Origin of the sequence: Rheinheimera pleomorphica, from assembly GCF_011634895.1 — a bacterium.
Lineage (GTDB): Bacteria > Pseudomonadota > Gammaproteobacteria > Enterobacterales > Alteromonadaceae > Alishewanella > Alishewanella pleomorphica.
Map to the genome: position 1 here is coordinate 22,212 of NZ_SIRR01000006.1, position 21,063 is coordinate 43,274.

Genomic DNA, 21,063 nt, shown 5'->3' on the forward strand with positions numbered 1-21,063 from the left:
ATAACGAGCAAACCTTTAAACTTAAAAATGTCTCAAGGAGGGATAGGATGAAAAATTTAACTTTTGAGCAAGTTGACGTGGTAAATGGTGGACTGGGTAACTTCGCAGCAGGTGCCGCAGTCGGTGCGGTTACTTATGGTATTGGTGCTGCGATTACAGGATCGTTTTCTTGGAGTGGGTTTGGCGGCGCTGTCGTTGCAGGTGCGGTGACTAGCGGCTTTTCCGCTCTGGCAGGAGGTGGGAGAGCTGCTACTTTTTATTTTAGTGGCGTTGGAGCTGCTGCTGGAGGTAGCGCACATCAAGCAATCTGGCACTATGTAGAGCATTGATTTTAAGAAAATTAATGTCTAGAGCCTTATTTTGGTGATCTAGACATCCGCAAGGGATGAGGTTATGAGCAAAATCTTTATTCAATTCTACTTAATGTACTTGTGTGTTTCTGGAGCAATGATGGTTGTATATAAAATTATTGCTACCAATTTTGAACCAAATTTAATTTATGTTTTTTGTTCGGTTGCTACTTTTGTTGTTGGAAAGATTTACATCAAGAACAAAGCGTCTAATAGTGAGACATGATATATCAGATCTGAGTCGTCTCTTTTCCTACAAAAATGCATTTTCGATGCGAGAAACATAATATATCGATGCATAAAAAAACAGCGTTATCCGGGGATAACGCTGTATACACACGGGGGAGTGTAGTTAAAACAACAGTTAACAGGCGCTTACTCTGTTAGCTGAGGCGTGGCACGGGCGCTTACTCCGGGCCACTATCTGCAGGTAGCAGAATGGGGTTGGCTAGTCAGCCGATACCATAGCAACATCTAAGCCGTTGCTGGCGTTGTTTAATGCCAGCTCCAGCCGTTGCAGGTTATGCAGGCTAACATCACTGCGGTTTAATTCAGCCGCACGGTTAAAGTCGGCCAGAGCTGCCAGGTTGTTGTTTTGCAGCAGGCGCAGTACGCCGCGGTTAGTCAGGGCATAAGCGCGCATTTCACGCTTGTCGCTGCTGCTAACCAGGTGCAGCTGCTGGGCGGCCGATACCGCGTTGTCGCAGGCAGTGGCTGCTTTATCCAGCTGGGCGCTCTTGGTAAAGCCAACGCACAGGCTCATCTGGCGTGAGAAGTTATCCACTTCAACGCTGCTGTTTAATGTTTCAGTAATACCCTGATCAAACTGGCCAGCCTGCAGGGCTGCCACGCCAGGGGCATCTTCAATAAGGACCATTTTATAGCCGTTGGTGTTGGCTGATGCGAGAAATGAACCCGAGGCCATCAGCATCAACGCCAAAGTACTGCCTAATTTAATTACTCTCGCTTTCATAGTGTGTTGCTCCCAATTTCCCATCCAGGCAGCCGCTGTCGGTCTGCATGTGTAAGTTTGAGCAAAAGCACTAGAACTGACAAACGATAAAAAAAAATGCGATAAGTGAATTATTTTCACTTATCGCACTGCTATGACTGTCATCTGGCTGGCTTAGCCAGCCGTGAGGAAGGTTTGATAGCTGCGGTTATTGCTTACCTGTTGATATTGGTAACCCAGTTTGTCTAAATAGGCGGCGATGTCACTGTGATTGGCGGCTTCAAAACCGGCCAGCACATCGCCGGTGGCGGCGCCGTGGTTACGGTAATGAAACAGCGTAATATTGCAGTGTTCCCCGAGCGTATTTAAAAAATTCATCAAGGCGCCGGGGTATTCCGGAAAGTTAAACTGGTACACCTGCTCCTGCAGCTTACGCGGTGGCATACCGCCAACCATATGCCGGACATGCAGTTTGGCCAGCTCATCATCAGACAAGTCCTGATAGTCATAACCAGCCTTGCTAAGCAGCTCTTTTACCGTGTTCAGCTCTTGTTGGCCGTGGCGCAGTTTAATGCCAACAAAGATATGCGCTTTGTTATCACTGGCATAACGGTAGTTAAATTCTGTAATCGCCCGCCCGCCCAGTGTCTGGCAAAAGCGGCGAAAGCTGCCTTTTTCTTCCGGTATGGTTACGGCAAATACGGCTTCTTTTTTCTCGCCCAGCTCACAGCGTTCAGACACATAGCGCAGCGTATCAAAGTTTAAATTAGCGCCGCTTAACACAGCAGCAAACTGCTGCGGCTTGCTTAGCGTGCTGTTTTTCAGCTGCTGGCTGTACTTTTTTAACCCCGCCAGCGCCAGCGCTCCGGCCGGTTCTGCTACGGCGCGCAAGTCATCAAAAATATCTTTTATTGCGGCGCAAATTTCATCGCTGCTAACGGTAATGACTTCATCGCAAAAACGTTTCGCCAGGTTAAAATTTTCCGTGCCGATACGCTTTACCGCCACGCCATCGGCAAATAAACCGACCCGTTCTAATGTGACTGGCTGACCGGCAGCCAACGCCGCTTTTAAGCAGGCGGCATCTTCCGGTTCGACACCGATCACTTTGACATTTGGCTGTATGGCTTTGATATACACTGCCATACCGGCCATTAAGCCGCCACCGCCGACCGGAATAAACACCGCATTGAGCTGGTTGTGCTGGCTTAGCAGCTCTTTGGCTACGGTGCCTTGCCCTGCGATCACGTCGCTATCATCAAACGGCGGAATATAAACGGCGCCCTCGGTGTTGGCCAGGTTTATGGCGTAGCTGTTGGCTTCATCAAAGGCAGTGCCGTGCAGCACCACGTTGCCGCCGAGGGCTTTTACCGCGGCGACTTTGATCTCGGGTGTGGTGATCGGCATCACAATAGTGGCATTCAGGCCTAACTTACTGGCCGATAATGCCACGCCCTGGGCATGGTTACCGGCCGAGGCGCACACCACACTGGCATCGGGGCTGTGCTGTTTTACTTTGTGCAGTTTATGAAAAGCGCCGCGCAGTTTAAACGAGTACACCGGCTGCTTGTCTTCGCGCTTTAGCAGCACATTATGGCCCAGGCGTTGGCTGAGTTTGCTCATGGCATCCAGCGGGGTTTCTACCGCGGCCTGATATACCGGCGACAGCAGAATTTCACGCAGATACTGCTGCATTAAGTCGGTATCTGTTTGCTCTGCTTGTACTGTTGCCAGGTTACTCATTGTTGCTCCACTGCTGTTAATTTATCAAACGCGTCAGGTTTAAACTCAGCGACAAGGAAATACTTTCTTCGCCGCCTTCTACAGCACGTCCCTGTGCTGTCTCAGCCTGCGCGGCATCCCTGCCGCTGCTACGAAAGTACACCTTGTCCCTTCGTCTCAAGTTATGCTGCTTGTTCCAATAGACACACTTAATCTTCAAGTTTCGACAGATCTCTTACTGCGCCTTTATCTGCACTGCTGGCCAACAGGGCATAGGCTTTCAATGCGGCGCTAACAACGCGCTGGCGGCTCTGTGGTTTCCAGCCTTGCTTGCCTTTAGCATCCATCGCGGCGCGCCGCGCTGCCAGCTCATCATCACTAATGGCAATGCCAATTTTGCGCTTGGGAATATCAATTTCTATGCTGTCGCCTTCCTGCACCAGGGCGATAGCGCCACCGCTAGCGGCTTCCGGCGACACATGCCCAATCGACAAACCCGAGGTACCGCCGGAAAAACGGCCATCGGTGATCAAGGCGCAAGCTTTACCTAGGCCCATCGACTTTAAGTAACTGGTCGGGTACAGCATTTCCTGCATACCCGGGCCGCCTTTGGGGCCTTCATAGCGGATAATGACCGCATCGCCGGCCACGACTTTGCCTTTTAAAATAGCGTCTACTGCATCGTCCTGGCTTTCAAAAATACGCGCCCGGCCGGTAAAAACCAGACACTCTTCATCGACGCCAGCAGTTTTTACGATACAGCCATTCGGCGCCAGGTTGCCAAACAACACCGCTAAGCCGCCATCTTGCGAATAGGCATGTTCTTTACTGCGAATACAGCCGTCTACGCGATCATCATCCAGGCTTGGGTAACGACAATTTTGTGAAAAAGCCTGCGTAGTGCGGATACCGGCCGGGCCAGCCAGATACATTTGTTTGGCGTCTTCATTGCTGGTTGTTTTAATATCCCACTGCTCCAGCACCGCGGCCAGGCTTGAACCGGCCACATGCGGCACATTCGGGTTTAATAAGCCGGCGCGGTTTAGCTCGGCCAGAATACCGATAACACCGCCGGCACGGTGCACATCTTCCATATGGTATTTTTGCGTCGACGGTGCCACCTTGCATAGGTGCGGCACGATGCGTGATAAGCGGTCGATATCATTCATGCCAAAATCAACTTGCGCTTCAATCGCTGCCGCCAGTAAATGCAGTACGGTGTTGGTGGAGCCGCCCATGGCGATATCCAGCATCATGGCGTTTTCAAAGGCGGCCTTATTAGCAATATTGCGCGGCAAGGCTGTGGCGTCATCCTGTTTATACCAGCGGTTACACAGCTCCATAATTCTGAAACCTGCTTGCACAAATAACTCTTTACGGTCGGCGTGGGTTGCCAATAGCGAGCCGTTACCGGGCTGGCCTAAACCTAAAGCTTCTACCAGGCAGTTCATTGAGTTGGCGGTAAACATGCCCGAGCAGCTGCCGCAAGTCGGGCAGGCGCTGCGTTCAATTTGCTCGCTGTCGCTGTCAGTGACTTTAGGATCTGCCGCCGACACCATGGCATCGACTAAATCCAGCTTGATAATTTGATCCGACAGCTTGGTTTTACCGGCTTCCATCGGCCCGCCAGAGACAAAGATCACCGGAATATTTAACCGCAAGGCGGCCATTAACATACCGGGGGTGATCTTGTCACAGTTAGAAATACACACCATGGCATCGGCACAGTGGGCGTTGATCATGTACTCCACGGAGTCGGCAATCAGCTCGCGTGAAGGCAGGCTGTACAGCATGCCGCCGTGGCCCATGGCAATGCCATCATCTACCGCTATGGTGTTGAATTCTTTAGCGATGCCGCCAGCTTCATTAATGCTGTTGGCCACCAGTTTGCCTAAATCACGTAAGTGCACATGGCCGGGCACAAACTCAACAAAGGAGTTCACTACCGCCACTATCGGCTTGCCAAAATCGGTATCTTTAACGCCGGTGGCTCGCCACAGGGCGCGGGCACCTGCCATATTGCGGCCTTCGGTAACGGTGGCGGATCTTAACTTTGGCATTGCGGTACTCCGTGTATTCGGTAAATAAAAAAGTATAGGTTTAATTCAGCGTGTTTAATTCAGCTTTATGCGCTTAATACAGCCAGTTCTGCTGATACCAGTTCCAGTTGCTGCACGTCATACAGCTTATGCAACTGACTGGTTAATAAATGGATCGGTTTATCGCCGCTGACGCTTAGTTTGATCGCCACACTGCGGCTATCGGCGCGCGGCGTCATTTGCAGGCCGGTCAGCTGATAACCGCGATAGCGGGTCACCTGTAACAGGCGTTCTACTACAGCCGGGGTATTGCTGGCGGTGATATTCAGTACATGGTTCATGCTTTTGTCTCCGTTATCATCTCTTCATTAGCCGCACCCGGCGGTACTAATGGCCAGACGTTGTCTTTATCATCTATACACACATGCAGTAGGTAAGGCCCTGGCCAGGTAAACATGGCTTCCAATGCGCTTTCTACTTCATCTTTGCGCGTTATACAGTGGCCCGGTATGGCAAAGGCTGCGGCCAGTGCGACAAAGTCCGGGTTGTCGGATAAATTAGTTTCGCTGTAACGCTCGTTAAAAAACAGCTGCTGCCACTGCTTCACCATGCCCAGGCGCTGGTTATCAACAATGACAATTTTTACCGGCAACCGAAACCGCTTAATGGTGGCCAGCTCCTGCACATTCATCATAAAAGAGCCGTCACCGCTAACGGCTATTACCGTATCCTGCGGCCTGGCTAACTTGGCACCGATAGCGGCTGGCAAACCAAAACCCATAGTGCCTAAACCACCGCTGGATAAATGGTTACGTGGGTGGCTAAAGCGCATATGCTGTGCTACCCACATCTGATGCTGGCCTACGTCGCAGCACACTATGCTGTTATCCGGCATCCGCTCGCTTAATTGCTTTAACATCAGCGGCGCGTAAATACGCTCGCCTGGGTGGTCATAACGCCAGCCATATTGCTGTTTTAACTGCGCACAATGGCTAAGCCAGTCTGCGCAGTCGGTGCCGGCTGAAATGGCCGGCAATATTTGCTGCATATCACCCAGCAAGGCGGCATCGGCAAAGCGGACTTTGTTTATCTCGGCCGGATCGATATCGACATGGATTACTTTAGCCAGTGGCGCGAACTTTTGCAGATTGCCGGTGACCCGGTCATCAAAACGGGCGCCTAAACAGATCAGTAAATCGCATTGCTGTACCGCTAAATTCGCCGCTTGAGTGCCGTGCATACCCAGCATACCCAGGTAATGGGCGTTGTCTTTTGCCACCGAGCCCATGGCTTTTAACGTGGTAACCGACGGCATAGGGTTGGCGGCTAAAAATTGTTGCAGCTGACCCATAGCGCCGGCCATATGTACGCCGCCGCCGATATAAGCGATGGGCTTTTTTGCTGCAGCAATTAATGCCCGGGCTTTGGCGGCATTGGCCAGTGAAGTAGCAACAGGCGCAGGCTTAACACTGGTGCTAGCTTCAGGCTGATAATCGATATCCGCCAGTTGCACATCTTTGGGAATATCCACCAGCACCGGGCCGGGGCGGCCGCTTTGCGCTATGGCAAAGGCTTCGTTTAGCGTTGCCGCCAGCTCTTCGACACTGCGCACCATAAAGCTGTGTTTGGTCACCGCCAGGCTTAAGCCTAAGACATCAATTTCCTGAAACGCATCGCTGCCCATCACGGCTTGTGACACCTGGCCGGTGATAGCCACGACCGGCACTGAGTCCAGCATCGCATCGGCCAGTGAGGTGATTAAATTGGTCGCACCCGGGCCGGAGGTCGCCATACAAACGCCAACCTTACCACTGGCGCGGGCATAGCCGATGGCCGAAAAGGCGCCGCCTTGCTCATGCCGGCACAGGTAGTGTTTAACGCTGCTTTGATACAGTGCATCGTAAATCGGCATAATGGCACCGCCGGGGTAGCCGAAAATGGTATCGACCCCGTGTTGTTGCAGCACCTTAAGTACCAATTCTGCGCCTTTCATTTTTTGTATCCTTGTTATGCTAAACCGCTTTTTTCAAGGCCCGGAAACGACAAAACCCCCGGTCCTTGCGGAGCGGGGGTTTTGTTGGAATTCGCTTTTTACGCTACTTTTTTTCCAAAACACCGCCCCCGCGGAGATTAATAATCACCACGACCACGAGGACAATAATGTTCAGAACAGCAGCTAAACGCATTTTATGATTCTTACTTATTTACTTGGTTAAAAATCGTTTTAGTTATATTGATCTGTCATGCAGATCGAATTGCTATTAGAAATAGCCGTCTATCAGTCTGAAGTCAACAGATTTTTGTCATTAGCTAAAAAATAGTCAATTTGCACCCGATACGATAGGCGACGTACACTTAAGCTAGTCGTTAACCTGCGTGGTGGCCTGTGGATCAGTTAGAGCTGTTTGACCTGCCCAATCCTTGTATCGGTGTATGCCAAAGCAACAGCCGTGGCTACTGTATTGGCTGCTTACGCTCGCGCGAAGAGCGCTTTAACTGGCATGCCAAGCCGGTGGAAGAGCGCGCACATATCTTGAAACTGCTAAGCCAACGCCGCGCCAGATTAAACGCCAAAGCGAAAAAGGATAACGACTCACCAGCAAGTGGCGAGTCGTTGGAGTTGTTTTAAGCCAAACTACCAGCGCGCGCTGCAAGTTTGGTCTATCAATATCACTGCCCACTTAAGCGCTTACCAAACGAAATAGCATAGGCCGGCGAGCGCATTCTTAATACCGGGTCGGCACTGGCGCTAAAACCGCGGCTCATCACATTAGGGTCAAAGTTAATATTGCTACAGCTGGCATCGCCACTGGCTTTTATACGCAAGGTACCGGCGTTAAGTGTGGGCCGCTCTGGCCACTGCTGCGACGGGTCGATGTCGCTATCGTTTGCCTCACCAAAGCTGATGATCCAGTCAAACTCGACCGCGCCATCGGTTAAACGCTGTTTTAGCCGCTCATCGAGAAAGTTAGCATTTTGCTGCGCAATCTCGGCCTCAGTTAAGCCCTTGACGCCGTCTTTTGGCTGCAAATGCCAGCGTATTTTCGCCTTTTCGCCGCTTTTATCTGCCAGATAAAAAGTATGAATACCAAAGTACTCTGCCGTGGCATAACTCCATGGTGGCGGATTGGCAGCCAGCCACTGTGCCTGCGGCTGGGTATCAGGATGGGCAGCACGAAACGCCTGAATTTTCGCCAGGTCCGGTTTGCCATCAACGCCCGGCACGGATGCCTTAAGCAGGCCTAAAAAATTCTCCGGGTTTTTCGCACCAAACACCGGCGTCGTTAGGGTAGCGATATTGTGTTTACTGCCGTCTGCCAGCGTAAACTGTGCGCCCAGGCCCCGCGGAGAGCGGGCATAATCCGGTACATTCGGGTTGCCGCCTGCCATTGAAAAACGGTAAGTAACCGGCACAGTGGCGCTGGAAAACAACGCGGCATCAAAGCGGGCGGCCGCCGCAGCACTGGGGGTAAAGTCGCCCACCGCACACACCCCTTTAGCATGGCCTTTACGGACGCCTTGATGCTCGCCAAATAACTTAGCGAATACCTGAATAAAATCATTAGGTTGTGCTGGCGCAGTTTGCGCTTGGGCTGAAAAACCGGCCAGAACAGCAACCGTTAGGCTGCTTAACAAAAATTTTGACATAGCAAAGTCCTGTACTAGACGCGTAATAAGGTTACGCCGTGCAGCACAGGACAGATGTTTTGGCAGAAATATTTCGCTGCCAGTGAGATTAACCGCCTTTTTTAATTAAGCCGATTAAAAACAGCAGTACTACAGCGCCAACGGTCGCCGTGATCAGCGAGCCAATCAAGCCATACGATGCCAGGCCGACAGCGCTGAATAAAAAACCGCCGACAAAGGCGCCGACAATACCGACCACCATATTGCCCAACAAGCCAAAACCGCGGCCTTTCATAATGGTGCCGGCCAGCCAGCCGGCAATGGCACCGATAATTAAAAACAGTATAAAGTTCATCGCAATTTCCCATTGGTTATTGGTTAACCCAAGACAGTAGGTTAGCTAAAGCCTAGCGTTAACGCGAAAAATTACCAGTTAACACCTGCAACATAAAATGGAGCAGCGGAATATCGTACATAGGTTTGGGTCAAAGAAATGAAGCTTGTCAGTGAAGTCATTTTAAATATTTGCTTTGCTAGTTAAATTCTCTACCAAGTTTTAATGCTAATGATATTATGTGGGCGGTAGCGAGAGCCTATAAGTGTGTTTTTGTTAACGCCAGTCTGGTGCCGTTACAATTGTTAGTCTTACCAAGGAACAAATATGAATAGGAATTTAGATAAAAAAGTTTTATCTGTTGTGATGGCCGGTGTTGCGGCATCTTTAATTGCCGGTTGTGCAACAACGTCATCTAAAGTAATTGAAACACCAACGGTTGCCAGCTATGGCACTAGTTATAGTGGTGCAAAAAGTAAGTTGGTTATTGGCCAGTTTGTTAACCGCTCAAACTTCCAGAATGGTATCTTTTCTAATGGCGTTGATATGCTTGGCAATCAAGCCAAAACGACCCTGATTAGCCATTTACAGCAAACTAACCGTTTTAGTGTGATGGACCGTGACAATATGCAGCTGTTGTCTGGAGAGGCAGGACTGTCCGGTGTGCAACAGTCAATCAAAGGTGCCCGTTATGTCGTTACTGGTGATGTGACAGAGTTTGGTCGTAAATCGGTTGGCGACAAGCAGCTGTTTGGTTTGCTGGGTAAAGGAAAGTCGCAAATCGCCTATTCTAAGGTGACATTGAATGTAGTTGATGTGACGACATCCGAAGTCGTTTATTCAGTGCAAGGTGCGGGCGAGTATAGTTTGTCTGAGCGCGAAGTTATCGGCTTTGGCAGTACAGCAGGTTACGATGCAACGTTAAACGGCAAAGTACTGGACTTGGCGATCCGCGAAGTAGTGAACAAACTGGTAACCGGCTTAGAGTCGGGCCAATGGCAAGCAGAATAGAGAACTAAAAATGAAAAAACTATTTTGTGTAGCATTACTGGCATTGTCAGTATCTGCTTGTAAGACCACTGAGCCTTTATATCACCACGGTGTTTATAACCAGGCGGTGTATGCCTATTTCAAGGCAGAAGATACCACGCTGGAAGAGCAAATCAGTATGTTACAGCAAACTATTCAGGCTGCGGCCAATGCGGGTAAACCTGTTGCTCCCGGTATTCATGCTCACCTTGGGTTGTTGTATTTCGATTCTGGCAATGTTGATTTAGGGCAACAGCATTTTGAGCAAGAAAAAGTGCTGTTTCCTGAGTCGGCTAAGTACCTCGACTTTTTATTGAAATCCCGGCAAGGAGCCTGATATGAGCTGGTTAAAGTTTTGCCTTATAGGCACAGTAGTCATATTGACCGGTTGTGTCAGCGCGCCACCAGCGCACGATTACACCGCATTTCGTAATGCTGATCCGCATTCTGTACTGGTATTACCGCCAATTAACAACAGCGTTGAAGTAATCGCCCCTTACAGCCTGATGTCACAAGTTAGCCAGCCGATTGCGGAGTCGGGCTACTATGTGTTTCCAGTGGCCCTGGTGAATCAGACGTTCCGCAGTAACGGCTTGACCGAAGCTGCTGATATTCATGCTGTGCCGTTTCAGAAAGTGCATGAAATTTTCGGTGCAGACACAGGCCTGTACATGACTATTGAAGAATATGGTACCAGCTATGTTGTACTGTCCAGTGAAACAGTCGTGAAAGTGTCTGCTACCCTGGTCGACTTGCGCTCTGGTGTGGTGCTGTGGCAAGACACTGCCAGTGCTTCTTCAGCTGAACAGCGCGGCAATGGTGGTGGTGGTTTGGTTGGCATGTTAGTAGAGGCCGCACTGAACCAGATTATTGAAACTGTTACCGACCGTGGTTTTGATATCGCCGCTATCAGCGCTAACCGTTTACTGTTTGTTGAAGATCACAACGGCCTGCTTTATGGTCCTAGATCGCCCAAATATGGTCAACCGGTACCTAGCGAGAAAAAGCAGTAATTTCTGCAGTACATAATGTCAAAAACGGGGCTTCAGCCCCGTTTGTTAATTTTTTAGTAGATCAAATTCTTGCTGACTCAGCATACGATACTCACCCTCAGCTAAATCCTCAGGCAACTGTAAACCGCCAATTCTTTCGCGGTGTAGCCGCACCACTTTATTACCGATAGCAGCAAACATGCGCTTTACCTGGTGGTAACGGCCTTCGTGGATAGTGAGCAGGGCTTCGTTGTCGCCGACAAGTTCCAGCTCGGCGGGCAGGGTGGCGGTTTTTTCATTGCGCAGCATCACGCCCTCAGCAAACTGCTGTACGGCGTCTGCCGGGATAGGGTCGGCAGTCCAGACGCGGTAGGTTTTCGCCACATGATGCTTAGGGCTGCTGATACGATGCGACCACTGGCCATCGTCGGTGATAAGCACTAAACCTGTGGTGTCTAAATCGAGCCGGCCGACGGTGTGCAGCCGTTCGATTAACGGCTCGTCCATTAAGGTAAATACGGTGTTATGCTCCGGGTCGTCGGTCGAGCACACATAACCATCCGGCTTGTGCATAATAAAATAGCGCAGGCCAATCAGTTGTAACGGCTCATCATCCAGACAGACCACATCGGTATCTTTTACCTGCAGTGCCGCTTGTTTTACCTTGTTGCCGTTTAACGTAACCAGCCCCTGGCGAATTAATTTACCGGCCTGGCTGCGGGTTAGGCCGGTACAGTCACATATAAATTTATCTAAACGCATACATCACCTATAAATCCCCGTCCTACTTAAAGCTGCAGCGTTGTTGACTGCGCTCTCTCACCCTAATCACATAGCATGTCTATGCCCATAGGGATTCGCTCGCTTGCCTGGCGACAACTTTAATTAGTTTGGGTATTTGGCCAGTGTAACCAAATTTGGTTTGTTCGTCGCTATTTTACTGCGTTAGCGCTGAGACAATAAAATTCGGATTACGCAGGTTTTCGCGTTGGTACACTTTATCGGCAATACCGTCAAAGCTTACGCCGGCACCGGCTTCCAGCGCAATAATATGGCCGGCACCGGTATCCCACTGCATCGTCGGGCCAAAGCGCGGATACACATCGGCGCTGCCTTCAGCCACCAGACAAAACTTTAATGAGCTGCCCACCGGCACCATATCGTGCTTGGGGAATTGCGTAAGATAACCGGCTAAATCGGGGCTGGGGTGGCTGCGGCTGCCCACCACCCGCACGGTGTTGCCGGGCGTTGCTACCGCAATGGCCTTGCGGGTGGCGCCTTGTTTTAAAAAAGCGCCTTCACCTTTAGCGGCATAATAGGTTTTATTTAGTACCGGCGCGTGTATTACGCCCAGCACTGGCTCGCCGTGTTCAATCAACGCGATATTTACCGTGAACTCGCCATTGCGCTTAATAAACTCTTTGGTGCCATCCAGTGGGTCTACCAGCCAGTAACGTTGCCAGGTCTTTCGAATATCCCAGCTGATATCCGCGGCTTCTTCTGACAAAACCGGCAGTTCTGGCGTGAGTGCCGTCAGCGCTTTAACAATCAGTTGATGCGCAGCTAAATCGGCCGCAGTCAGCGGTGAATCATCGGCTTTGCCGGTGATGTTAAAGGCGGCGTTGTCTTGCTGATACACTGCCAGAATAGCCTGACCGGCTTGTTCAGCGATATCGATAATGGCAGGTAAATAGTTCATGTAAGTAACCTTCAGTTTTGGTGCTGTTGGCTGTCGGAGCTTTCAGCTCAGTTTTAAGCGTAGCGACAAGGAAATACTTTCTTCGCCGCCTTCAACAGCACGTCCCTGTGCTGTCTCAGCCTGTGCGGCCTCCCTGCCGCTGCTACGAAAGCACACCTTGTCGCTGCGCCTTGGCATCAGCTTATAATCTGTCTTTCTTTCAGCAACGCCAGCAACTGCTGCACACTATCTTGTAGCGAGGTAACTGAGGTGTCCAGCACCAAATCGGCTGCTTCTGGGGCTTCGTATGGGTCTGATATACCGGTAAACTGGCTGATTTGCCCGGCACGGGCTTTTTTGTACAGGCCTTTGACATCGCGCTGCTCGCACACTTGTAGCGGCGTGGCGATATGCACTTCAATAAATTTACCGGCCGGAATAAAGCTTTTAACCAGCGCGCGCTGATTACGATAGGGCGAGATAAAGGCGCTTAATACCAGTAAGCCGGCGTCGACCATTAAGCCGGCGACGGCACCGACCCGGCGCAGGTTTTCGCTTCTGTCCTGTGCGCTAAAGCCTAAATCGGCGCATAAACCGTGGCGCACATTGTCACCGTCAAGCAAATAGGTGTGTTTACCCTGTGCCGCCAGCGCCTGCTCTAAGGCATTGGCCACTGTCGATTTGCCCGAACCGGATAAGCCGGTAAACCAGATCACCGCGCTTTGATGGCCAAACAAGGCCTCGCGGCGCTGGGCATTAATATCATGTTGTTGCCATTTAATATCAGTATTTGTCATTGTGCTAATCACTTAAAACGGGCAAATCAGTGGCAGACATACCAGCACGACAGTGCTGATAATAAGCGCTCACTATGCTTTGTTAAACAGCTCACGCACATCTTGTGCTCCCCAATGCGGGAAGTGTTTGCGGATCAGCGCATTTAGCTCCAGTTCAAAGGCACTGATATCAGTGGCAACCGGTTTTTCCTCTGCCAGCACGTTCTGGATAATACCCGCCGCGACAGTGGCATTGGTTAAGCGGTCAATCAGAATAAAATTGCCGGTACCCGGCTGGTTTTTAAAGGTGTCCAGTGGCTGAGTTTCGGTCAGCTCCAGCTCAACCAAAGCAATGTCGTTCATTGCCACCTGCTCGGCCGCTTCCTGCGTTAAGGTATTCACATTTACCTTATGGTTCAGGCGGTTAATGCTGACGCTGCTTTTGCGCGTTGCCAGCTTTATATCGTAGAGCCGGCCGCTCTGCAGTGGCTGATCGTTAAACCACACCAGATACGCCAGCGCCCGGTTGGTCAGTGTTATGCTGTCGTCTGACGGCACCAGCCAGTCACCACGGCTGATATCAATTTCATCGTTTAGCGTCACGGTTATGGCCTGGCCGGCAATGGCCGATGGCTGATCACCCTCGAAGCTGACAATCTGCTTAATGGTGCTTTTTTTACCAGACGGGTAGGCGGTTACTGCCTGGCCAACCGCCAGACGGCCACTGACCAGGCTGCCGGCAAAACCACGGAAGTTTAAGTCGGGCCGGGTTACATACTGCACCGGAAAGCGTGTCGCTGCGCCGCCACGCTGCGGAATAGGCAGGGTTTCCAGCAGCGGCAGTAAGGCAGTGCCGCTATACCAGGGCATATTGGCCGATAAGGTTAAAATATTTTCGCCTTTAAGGGCACTGATAGGCACCACATCTACGGTGGGCACCTGCAGCTGCGCCATTAACGCCTGCACATCCTGGTTGATGGCGTTATAGGTAGCTTCGCTGTAGCCGACGATATCCATTTTATTTACTGCGACAATTAAATGCTTAATACCCAGCAAAGAGCAGATAAAGCTGTGGCGGCGGGTTTGCGTTTGTACACCGTAGCGGGCATCTATCAGCAAAATTGCCACATCTGAGGTGGACGCGCCGGTGGCCATATTGCGGGTGTATTGCTCATGTCCCGGCGTGTCGGCCAGAATAAATTTACGCTCGGTGGTAGAAAAATACCGGTAAGCCACATCTATGGTAATGCCTTGCTCGCGTTCGGCCTGCAGGCCATCAACCAGCATCGCCAGCTCTAACTCGCCTTCGCTGTTGCGGCCTTTATGGTCGCGCTTTAAGGCATCAAGCTGATCATCATACAGTTGTTGGCTATCGTGCAGCAGGCGGCCAATCAAGGTGCTTTTACCATCATCGACGCTGCCGCAGGTTAGCACCCGCAGCAGGCCTTTATCCTGGTGCTGCTGCAAATAGCCACGAATACCTAAGCTGTTTAGTTGCTCGTTTAACGAGGTAACCGGCGTGAAATTTACTACAGTCATCAGAAATAGCCCTCGCGTTTTTTCAGTTCCATACCCGACTGATCCTGATCGATCACCCGGCCCTGGCGCTCCGATGTGCGGGCGCGCAGCATTTCTTCCACTATGCCTTCCAGGGTGTCGGCGGTTGACTCAATGGCGCCGGTCAGCGGGTAGCAGCCCAGGGTGCGAAAGCGTACCGACTTTAGCTGCGGCGCTTCGCCAGCGTCCAGCGGCATACGCTCATCATCCACCATGATCAGGCTGCCGCTGCGCTCAACCACTGGCCGTGGCTTGGCTAAATACAGCGGTACTATGTCGATATTTTCCTGCAGAATGTAAAGCCAGATGTCGAGCTCGGTCCAGTTCGACAGCGGAAACACCCGGATACTCTCACCTTCGTTAATGGCGCCGTTGTATAAATTCCACAGTTCTGGCCGCTGGTTTTTTGGATCCCAGCGGTGGTGTTTGTCGCGAAACGAGTACACCCGCTCTTTCGCCCGTGATTTTTCTTCATCACGCCGTGCCCCGCCAAAAGCAGCGTCAAAGCCGTACTTATTCAGCGCCTGCTTTAAGCCTTGGGTTTTCATAATATCGGTATGCTTAGCACTGCCATGCACAAAGGGGTTGATGTTCATCGCTAAGCCTTCCGGGTTTTTGTGCACCAGCAGCTCAAAGTTGTACTCTTTGGCTAAACGGTCGCGAAATTCAATCATCTCGCGGAACTTCCAGTCGGTATCAACATGCAGCAACGGAAATGGAATTTTGCCCGGCGCAAAGGCTTTACGCGCCAGGTGCAGCAATACCGATGAGTCTTTACCAATTGAATACAGCATTACCGGCTTTTTAAATTCAGCCGCCACTTCACGGAAAATATGGATACTTTCGGCTTCCAGCTGCTGTAAATGCGACAGCGCACCTGCTAACTCAGACATGTGTTGATCCTTATGCCATCCGGGTAAGAGTCTGGCCAAATACCGCCGCTTGCGGCCGTTGACCAAACCAATGTAAATCTTGTTGTAGTGCCACCACTTCACCTATCACCAGCAACGCCGGCGAGCTGACCTGATGTTGTGCGACCAAGTCGGCCAGCTGGTACAGCGTGCCGGTGACAATGCGTTGCTCTGGCCGGCTGCCGTTTTCAATAATGGCCACCGGCGTATCGCCGCTGCGGCCGGCGGCAATCAGCTGTTGCTGAATATGCGCCGCCTTCATCAGGCCCATATAAATCACCAGTGTCTGGTTGCTTTTGCTCATGCACTGCCAGTCGGGCTCGCTGCCATCGGGCCGGCAATGGCCGGTAACAAACTGCACGCTCTGGGCATAGTCACGGTGTGTCAGCGGTATACCGGCATAAGCGGCGCAGCCAGCTGCGGCGGTAACACCGGGTACCACCTGAAAAGCGATGTTATGTGGCAGCAGCGCCTGAATTTCTTCGCCGCCGCGGCCAAAAATAAACGGGTCGCCGCCTTTTAAGCGGCAGACTTTTTTACCGGCCAGGGCTAAATCAATCAGTAACTGGTTGGTGTCCTGCTGTGGTACCGAGTGGGCGCCGGCTTTTTTACCGACACAAAGGCGCTCGGCATCACGGCGCACCAATTCCATGATCTGCGGCGACACTAAATAGTCGTACACCACCACATCGGCTTGCTGCATCAGTTGCAGCGCTTTTAGCGTTAACAGCTCCGGATCGCCGGGGCCGGCACCGACCACATACACTTCACCGGCCTGATTTTGTGGCTGCTCTAGCATAGTGTGCAGGCGCTGCTCGGCACTTTGCAGCTGATTGGTCTGCACATCACGCACCACGTCAGAATCGAATACCTGCTCCCAGAATTGCCGCCGGGCGGCAAAGCCGCTTATTTTCGCTTTTACCTGTTCGCGAAAGCGGCCAACCAGTTGTGCCAGAGGGCCTAAATGCTGTGGCAGCAGCGCTTCCAGTTTTTCCCGCAGGCGGCGCGCCAGCACCGGTGCCGTGCCAAAGCTGGAAATGGCAATTAATATTGGGCTGCGGTCGATAATCGACGGAAAAATAAAACCGCATTTGGGCTGATCGTCTACCGTGTTCACCAGCATATTGCGCGCGCTGGCGGCGTCATACACGGCGGCGTTTACCGCATCATTGTCGGTCGCGGCGATCACCAGAAGCTTGCCGTCTAACAATTCCGGCGCAAAGTAGCCGTTTATCAGCTCGGCTTTACCTTCGCGCTGCCATTGTAAGAATTCATCGGCGAAGTCTGGTGCCACTACCGTCAACTTAGCACCAGCGCTAAGCAGGGTACCGGCCTTGCGCAGCGCGACCGAGCCGCCGCCGACAATCAGCACCGCTTTATCGGTTAACTTTACAAAAAGAGGTAAATACTGCACAGGGACTCCGGCACTTAGCACTTTGGCGTTTAAAATGTAGCTTATGCCAGCCAGAATAGCCGTCTGCATGGCTTTTATAAAATAGTTAATTACGCTCAGATATAACTAAAAGGAATTAATGACAAGTTTGGAATAAGAAGAGCGGTGCAGGGTATAATACGCCGGCAAAAAAACGGCAACCGAAGTTGCCATTAAAGCTATTGAAGCGTGCACCAGACTATGCAGGTATTAAAGTGCTGCCTGTGTTATGCGCTATATGTATAAACTGCCGCGCAAAAGCATAATAAGGCTAGCACAGTTAAGGTATTTAACAGTGGATTGTCCTTTTTTGCGCGTAAAAAAGCGCTTGCAGAGTTACAAAGTTGTTCTCTTTCAATGAAAGCCAAAATATTCAGCAGTACAAAACCACTATTTAGCCAGAATGTTGAGCCAAAAGCCGTGCTTGTTAGCACAGTGGCGCTAAAATAAATTAGAGCCGCACCCAGCATTACGGATAGCGCAGTTAATCTGATTGCTTGCAAACTTTTTTTCATAATGGAACACTCTTCAACAATAGCGTTAGCGTTAGCGGTAGCTTTGTTCGCAGCCGTTAACGCTGATACTGATTATGGCAGTTGACGGGCGATAAAATCCTGAATGCCAGTATTGTAATATACAGAACTTTTTGCAGCTGTTGGGTTTGACAGTGTGGGCAAAAAAAACGGCAACCGAAGTTGCCGTTAAAGCTACAGAGAGAGTGAAGCTAAAGGTTTAACGTAATCTGCTTAGTTAACGATCAGTTAGTGACGGCTAACTTAATTACGAATCATATAATCAAAGGCACCTAAGGCGGCGTTAGCGCCCGAGCCCATGGCGATAATTATTTGCTTATACGGCGCTGTAGTGGCATCACCGGCGGCAAATACGCCAGGTATTGAGGTCTGGCCGCGCTCGTCGACGATAATCTCACCACGTGGCGATAATTCCACCGCACCGCGTAACCATTCGGTATTTGGCACTAAACCTATCTGAACAAAGATACCGGCCAGTTCAATATGATGTTTGTCACCGGTTTTGCGGTCAGTGTAGTTAATACCGTTTACTTTGCTGCCATCACCGGTCACCTCAGTGGTTTGGGCTTCAGTGATAATAGTGATATTACCCATCGAATTGGCTTTTTTCACCAGCACGGCATCGGCGCGCAGTTCGGCAGCAAATTCCAGTACGGTAACGTGCTCGACAATACCAGCCAGGTCAATTGCGGCTTCAATACCGGAGTTACCGCCACCAATAACCGCGACTTTTTTGCCTTTAAACAACGGGCCATCGCAGTGCGGGCAGTAGGCTACGCCTTTGCCGCGGTATTCCTGCTCGCCGGGTACGTTCATTTCACGCCAGCGTGCGCCCGGGCTTAAAATGACCGTTTTGCTGTTTAGCACAGCGCCGTTTTGCAGCTCCAGCTGTACCTTACCGTCTTTACGCAGCGCTACCGCGCGCTGGTTATTCATAATATCGACACTATATTCACGCACATGGGCTTCTAAGCTGTTTACCAGCTTCGGCCCTTCGGTGTACTGCACTGAAATAAAGTTTTCGATACCGACGGTATCGGCTACCTGCCCGCCAAAGCGCTCGGCAACAATACCGGTGTTTAAGCCTTTACGGGCAGCATAAATAGAGGCTGCAGCGCCAGCCGGGCCACCACCAACCACTAATACGTCGAAGTCGGCTTTGGTTTTTAATGCTTCGGCCTGGCGTTTTTCGGCGTTAACGTCGATTTTCTGGATGATTTTTTCCAGCGTAATGGCGCCTTGCGAAAACAGCTCGCCGTTTAAATACACTGACGGCACAGCCATAATGTTTTTGTCGGCCACTTCCTGCTGGAACATAGCGCCGTCAATCATTACGTTAGTAATGTTCGGGTTTATCGCTGCCATAATATTCAGCGCCTGCACCACTTCCGGACAAGTTTGGCAGCTTAATGACACATAGGTCTCAAAGGCAAAACTACCGGGTAACTGGCGGATCTGCTCAATAATATCGGCTTCGACCTTGATGGGATGGCCACCAGAGTGCAGCAATGCCAACACTAAGGAGGTAAATTCATGGCCCAGCGGCACACCGGCAAAGGTGATATGGGTATCGTTCGCCACGGAGCGCACCAGCATGGCCGGTTTGCGGGTCAGGGCATTGTCATCGCGGCGCAATGACACTAAATCAGATAATTCGGCAATCTCGTTTGCCAGCGTGTTCACTTCATTGGCTTTGGCGCTATCGTCTAAAGATACCACCAGCTCAACTTGTGTTTTCAGGTTCTGCAAATAGGTTTTAAGTGTTTGCTTCAGGTTAGTATCTAGCATGGTAACTCCGTTGTGCGTAATTCAGATAGTGCGAAAAAAAGTCAGCCGCTAAGGTCGGGCTGGGGTTAACCAGCCCGTGCAAACAAGGGTGTTAGCAGTGGGGAAGCTGGAAACAGCTTCTTAAGACAGGAGCTGTTTGCCGCTTCCGGCACTGCAGTTGCCTGCAGCTTGTAGCAAAGTTAGATTTTACCAACCAGGTCCAGTGACGGCGCCAGAGTGGCTTCGCCCGGAGTCCATTTCGCTGGACATACTTCGCCGTCGTGGTTAGCAACGTACTGAGCAGCCTGTACTTTACGGAACAGTTCAGCAGCGCTACGGCCGATACCCAGGTCATGAATTTCAGCTACTTTGATTTCGCCTTCCGGGTTAATCACGAAAGTACCACGCAGGGCCAGGCCTTCCTCTTCAATCATTACACCGAAGTTACGGGTAATAGTACCTGTTGGGTCGCCAATCATTGGGTAGTTGATTTTCTTGATGGTGTCAGACGCATCGTGCCACGCTTTGTGAGTGAAGTGGGTGTCAGTAGATACTGAATACACTTCTACACCGATTTCCTGGAACTTAGCATAGAAATCTGCCAGATCGCCCAGCTCAGTTGGACATACGAACGTGAAGTCAGCTGGGTAGAATACCACTACAGACCATTTGCCCAGTAAATCCTGATCTGAAACAGGAACAAATTTACCCTGATGGAAGGCAGTCGCTTTAAACGGCTTAACTTTAGTGTTGATAATAGAAGACATAGTCTTGCTCCTTTCGGTTAGTTAACAGTTCATGTTTCAACGCCATGCAGTTTAACCTGCTGATGATGTTTGTCAAAACGAATAAAACAAATTACTTTAATCAATTTTTATGATTAAAAAATTATCACAGTTGTTCAGCTGGCACTTAACTATACTCAGGCACCATAGTTCGGCCTTTTTACGCCACAGGAGTTTCTATGCTCACCTCAATCCGCCAGTTCTCGTTGTTATGCGCCGCCATTACGCTGGGTGCCTGTCAGCCAGCTGCCTTGCCCAAGGGCCAGTACTTGCAACTTAACCCGGGCGCGGGCGACAAAGCCTTTAGCCTGCAGTTTGACCAGGACCGGCTCAGCGGTTTTACCGGTTGTAACCGGGCTATGGGCAGCTTCAGTGTAGATAAGGGCGAGCTGGTGGTTTCTCAACTGGCCGGTACCATGATGGCGTGCAGCGAGCAGGCAATGGCGCGCGAGCAGGCCTTTATGCAGTTTTTGCAGAACAAACCTGCGCTAAGTGTTGAAGATAAGGTGTTGGTATTGCGCAAAGATGACATTGAATACCGGTTTAGCGCAGAAACACAGCAGCAAAACAGCCGGTGAT

23 protein-coding genes are annotated in these 21,063 nt (G+C 50.9%); 6 read left to right on the forward strand and 17 right to left on the reverse strand.

All coding sequences use genetic code 11. The features are described from left to right. Nucleotides 1-47: 47 nt before the first annotated feature. Nucleotides 48-329 (forward strand): hypothetical protein, encoded by a 282-nt coding sequence (locus tag EYB30_RS06505; protein WP_166838109.1) that lies wholly within the window; start codon nucleotides 48-50, stop codon nucleotides 327-329. A gap of 469 nt (nucleotides 330-798) precedes the next feature. Here the strand turns inward: EYB30_RS06505 and EYB30_RS06510 are convergent, their stop codons facing one another. The 6 genes from EYB30_RS06510 to ilvG all read right to left on the reverse strand — a co-directional run bounded on the left by EYB30_RS06510 (nucleotide 799) and on the right by ilvG (nucleotide 7,056). Then, nucleotides 799-1,323 carry a tetratricopeptide repeat protein gene (locus EYB30_RS06510; protein ID WP_166838110.1) on the reverse strand — a complete coding sequence of 175 codons (525 nt, stop codon included), beginning with the start codon at nucleotides 1,321-1,323 and terminating at the stop codon, nucleotides 799-801. A gap of 153 nt (nucleotides 1,324-1,476) precedes the next feature. Continuing rightward, entirely contained in the window at nucleotides 1,477-3,045 is a 1,569-nt protein-coding gene (gene ilvA / locus EYB30_RS06515) for a threonine ammonia-lyase, biosynthetic (RefSeq protein ID WP_166838111.1), read from the reverse strand. Between the two features lie 16 nt (nucleotides 3,046-3,061). Next, a complete protein-coding gene (locus EYB30_RS06520) occupies nucleotides 3,062-3,205 on the reverse strand; it encodes a hypothetical protein (protein WP_166838112.1) in 144 nt (47 codons plus the stop codon). 28 nt (nucleotides 3,206-3,233) lie between these two features. Next, nucleotides 3,234-5,084 carry a dihydroxy-acid dehydratase gene (gene ilvD, locus EYB30_RS06525; RefSeq protein WP_166838113.1) on the reverse strand — a complete coding sequence of 617 codons (1,851 nt, stop codon included), beginning with the start codon at nucleotides 5,082-5,084 and terminating at the stop codon, nucleotides 3,234-3,236. A 65-nt stretch (nucleotides 5,085-5,149) separates the two neighbouring features. Continuing rightward, nucleotides 5,150-5,404, reverse strand: a complete 255-nt coding sequence (gene ilvM, locus EYB30_RS06530; protein ID WP_166838114.1) for an acetolactate synthase 2 small subunit — start codon at nucleotides 5,402-5,404, stop codon at nucleotides 5,150-5,152. Further along, nucleotides 5,401-7,056: an acetolactate synthase 2 catalytic subunit gene (gene ilvG / locus EYB30_RS06535; RefSeq protein WP_166838115.1), complete on the reverse strand. Its 1,656-nt coding sequence runs from the start codon at nucleotides 7,054-7,056 to the stop codon at nucleotides 5,401-5,403. The genes ilvM and ilvG overlap by 4 nt, the downstream gene beginning before the upstream one ends. Nucleotides 7,057-7,449: 393 nt before the next feature. Here ilvG and EYB30_RS06540 point away from each other — a divergent pair, with 393 nt between their 5' ends. Beyond that, nucleotides 7,450-7,692, forward strand: coding sequence for a DUF1289 domain-containing protein (locus tag EYB30_RS06540; protein WP_166838116.1), 243 nt, complete (start codon nucleotides 7,450-7,452; stop codon nucleotides 7,690-7,692). Between the two features lie 41 nt (nucleotides 7,693-7,733). On the opposite strand, the gene EYB30_RS06545 is transcribed toward EYB30_RS06540, so the two are convergent. Both EYB30_RS06545 and EYB30_RS06550 read right to left on the reverse strand, forming a co-directional pair. Further along, a complete protein-coding gene (locus EYB30_RS06545; RefSeq protein ID WP_166838117.1) occupies nucleotides 7,734-8,711 on the reverse strand; it encodes a catalase family peroxidase in 978 nt (325 codons plus the stop codon). Between the two features lie 88 nt (nucleotides 8,712-8,799). Next, a complete protein-coding gene (locus EYB30_RS06550; RefSeq protein WP_166838118.1) occupies nucleotides 8,800-9,045 on the reverse strand; it encodes a GlsB/YeaQ/YmgE family stress response membrane protein in 246 nt (81 codons plus the stop codon). A gap of 306 nt (nucleotides 9,046-9,351) precedes the next feature. On the opposite strand from EYB30_RS06550, the gene EYB30_RS06555 reads away from it, so the two are divergent. From EYB30_RS06555 to EYB30_RS06565, 3 genes are read left to right on the forward strand one after another with little or no spacing between them, the layout of a single operon-like run. Further along, complete coding sequence (locus EYB30_RS06555) at nucleotides 9,352-10,035, forward strand: CsgG/HfaB family protein (protein ID WP_166838119.1); 684 nt, start codon at nucleotides 9,352-9,354, stop codon at nucleotides 10,033-10,035. A gap of 10 nt (nucleotides 10,036-10,045) precedes the next feature. Beyond that, nucleotides 10,046-10,390 carry a DUF4810 domain-containing protein gene (locus EYB30_RS06560; protein WP_166838120.1) on the forward strand — a complete coding sequence of 115 codons (345 nt, stop codon included), beginning with the start codon at nucleotides 10,046-10,048 and terminating at the stop codon, nucleotides 10,388-10,390. Nucleotide 10,391: 1 nt separating this feature from the next. Beyond that, nucleotides 10,392-11,066: a DUF799 domain-containing protein gene (locus EYB30_RS06565; protein WP_166838121.1), complete on the forward strand. Its 675-nt coding sequence runs from the start codon at nucleotides 10,392-10,394 to the stop codon at nucleotides 11,064-11,066. 45 nt (nucleotides 11,067-11,111) lie between these two features. On the opposite strand, the gene rsuA is transcribed toward EYB30_RS06565, so the two are convergent. From rsuA to ahpC, 9 genes are all read right to left on the reverse strand, one after another. Then, entirely contained in the window at nucleotides 11,112-11,807 is a 696-nt protein-coding gene (gene rsuA, locus EYB30_RS06570; protein ID WP_166838122.1) for a 16S rRNA pseudouridine(516) synthase RsuA, read from the reverse strand. 175 nt (nucleotides 11,808-11,982) lie between these two features. Continuing rightward, nucleotides 11,983-12,744 carry a 3'(2'),5'-bisphosphate nucleotidase CysQ gene (gene cysQ / locus EYB30_RS06575; RefSeq protein WP_166838123.1) on the reverse strand — a complete coding sequence of 254 codons (762 nt, stop codon included), beginning with the start codon at nucleotides 12,742-12,744 and terminating at the stop codon, nucleotides 11,983-11,985. A gap of 176 nt (nucleotides 12,745-12,920) precedes the next feature. Continuing rightward, nucleotides 12,921-13,520, reverse strand: a complete 600-nt coding sequence (cysC, locus tag EYB30_RS06580) for an adenylyl-sulfate kinase (RefSeq protein WP_166838124.1) — start codon at nucleotides 13,518-13,520, stop codon at nucleotides 12,921-12,923. 72 nt (nucleotides 13,521-13,592) lie between these two features. Continuing rightward, nucleotides 13,593-15,038 (reverse strand): sulfate adenylyltransferase subunit CysN, encoded by a 1,446-nt coding sequence (gene cysN / locus EYB30_RS06585; protein ID WP_166838125.1) that lies wholly within the window; start codon nucleotides 15,036-15,038, stop codon nucleotides 13,593-13,595. Beyond that, nucleotides 15,038-15,949, reverse strand: coding sequence for a sulfate adenylyltransferase subunit CysD (gene cysD / locus EYB30_RS06590; RefSeq protein ID WP_166838126.1), 912 nt, complete (start codon nucleotides 15,947-15,949; stop codon nucleotides 15,038-15,040). Before cysD ends, cysN begins: the two co-directional genes overlap by 1 nt. 10 nt (nucleotides 15,950-15,959) lie before the next feature. Further along, nucleotides 15,960-17,381 carry a siroheme synthase CysG gene (gene cysG, locus EYB30_RS06595; protein ID WP_166838127.1) on the reverse strand — a complete coding sequence of 474 codons (1,422 nt, stop codon included), beginning with the start codon at nucleotides 17,379-17,381 and terminating at the stop codon, nucleotides 15,960-15,962. 245 nt (nucleotides 17,382-17,626) lie between these two features. Further along, entirely contained in the window at nucleotides 17,627-17,914 is a 288-nt protein-coding gene (locus EYB30_RS06600; protein ID WP_166838128.1) for a hypothetical protein, read from the reverse strand. Between the two features lie 261 nt (nucleotides 17,915-18,175). Then, entirely contained in the window at nucleotides 18,176-19,720 is a 1,545-nt protein-coding gene (gene ahpF / locus EYB30_RS06605) for an alkyl hydroperoxide reductase subunit F (RefSeq protein WP_166838129.1), read from the reverse strand. Between the two features lie 179 nt (nucleotides 19,721-19,899). Continuing rightward, nucleotides 19,900-20,466: an alkyl hydroperoxide reductase subunit C gene (gene ahpC / locus EYB30_RS06610; protein ID WP_166838130.1), complete on the reverse strand. Its 567-nt coding sequence runs from the start codon at nucleotides 20,464-20,466 to the stop codon at nucleotides 19,900-19,902. A gap of 197 nt (nucleotides 20,467-20,663) precedes the next feature. On the opposite strand from ahpC, the gene EYB30_RS06615 reads away from it, so the two are divergent. Next, entirely contained in the window at nucleotides 20,664-21,062 is a 399-nt protein-coding gene (locus EYB30_RS06615; RefSeq protein WP_166838131.1) for an META domain-containing protein, read from the forward strand. The last annotated feature ends 1 nt before the right edge of the window (nucleotide 21,063 follow it).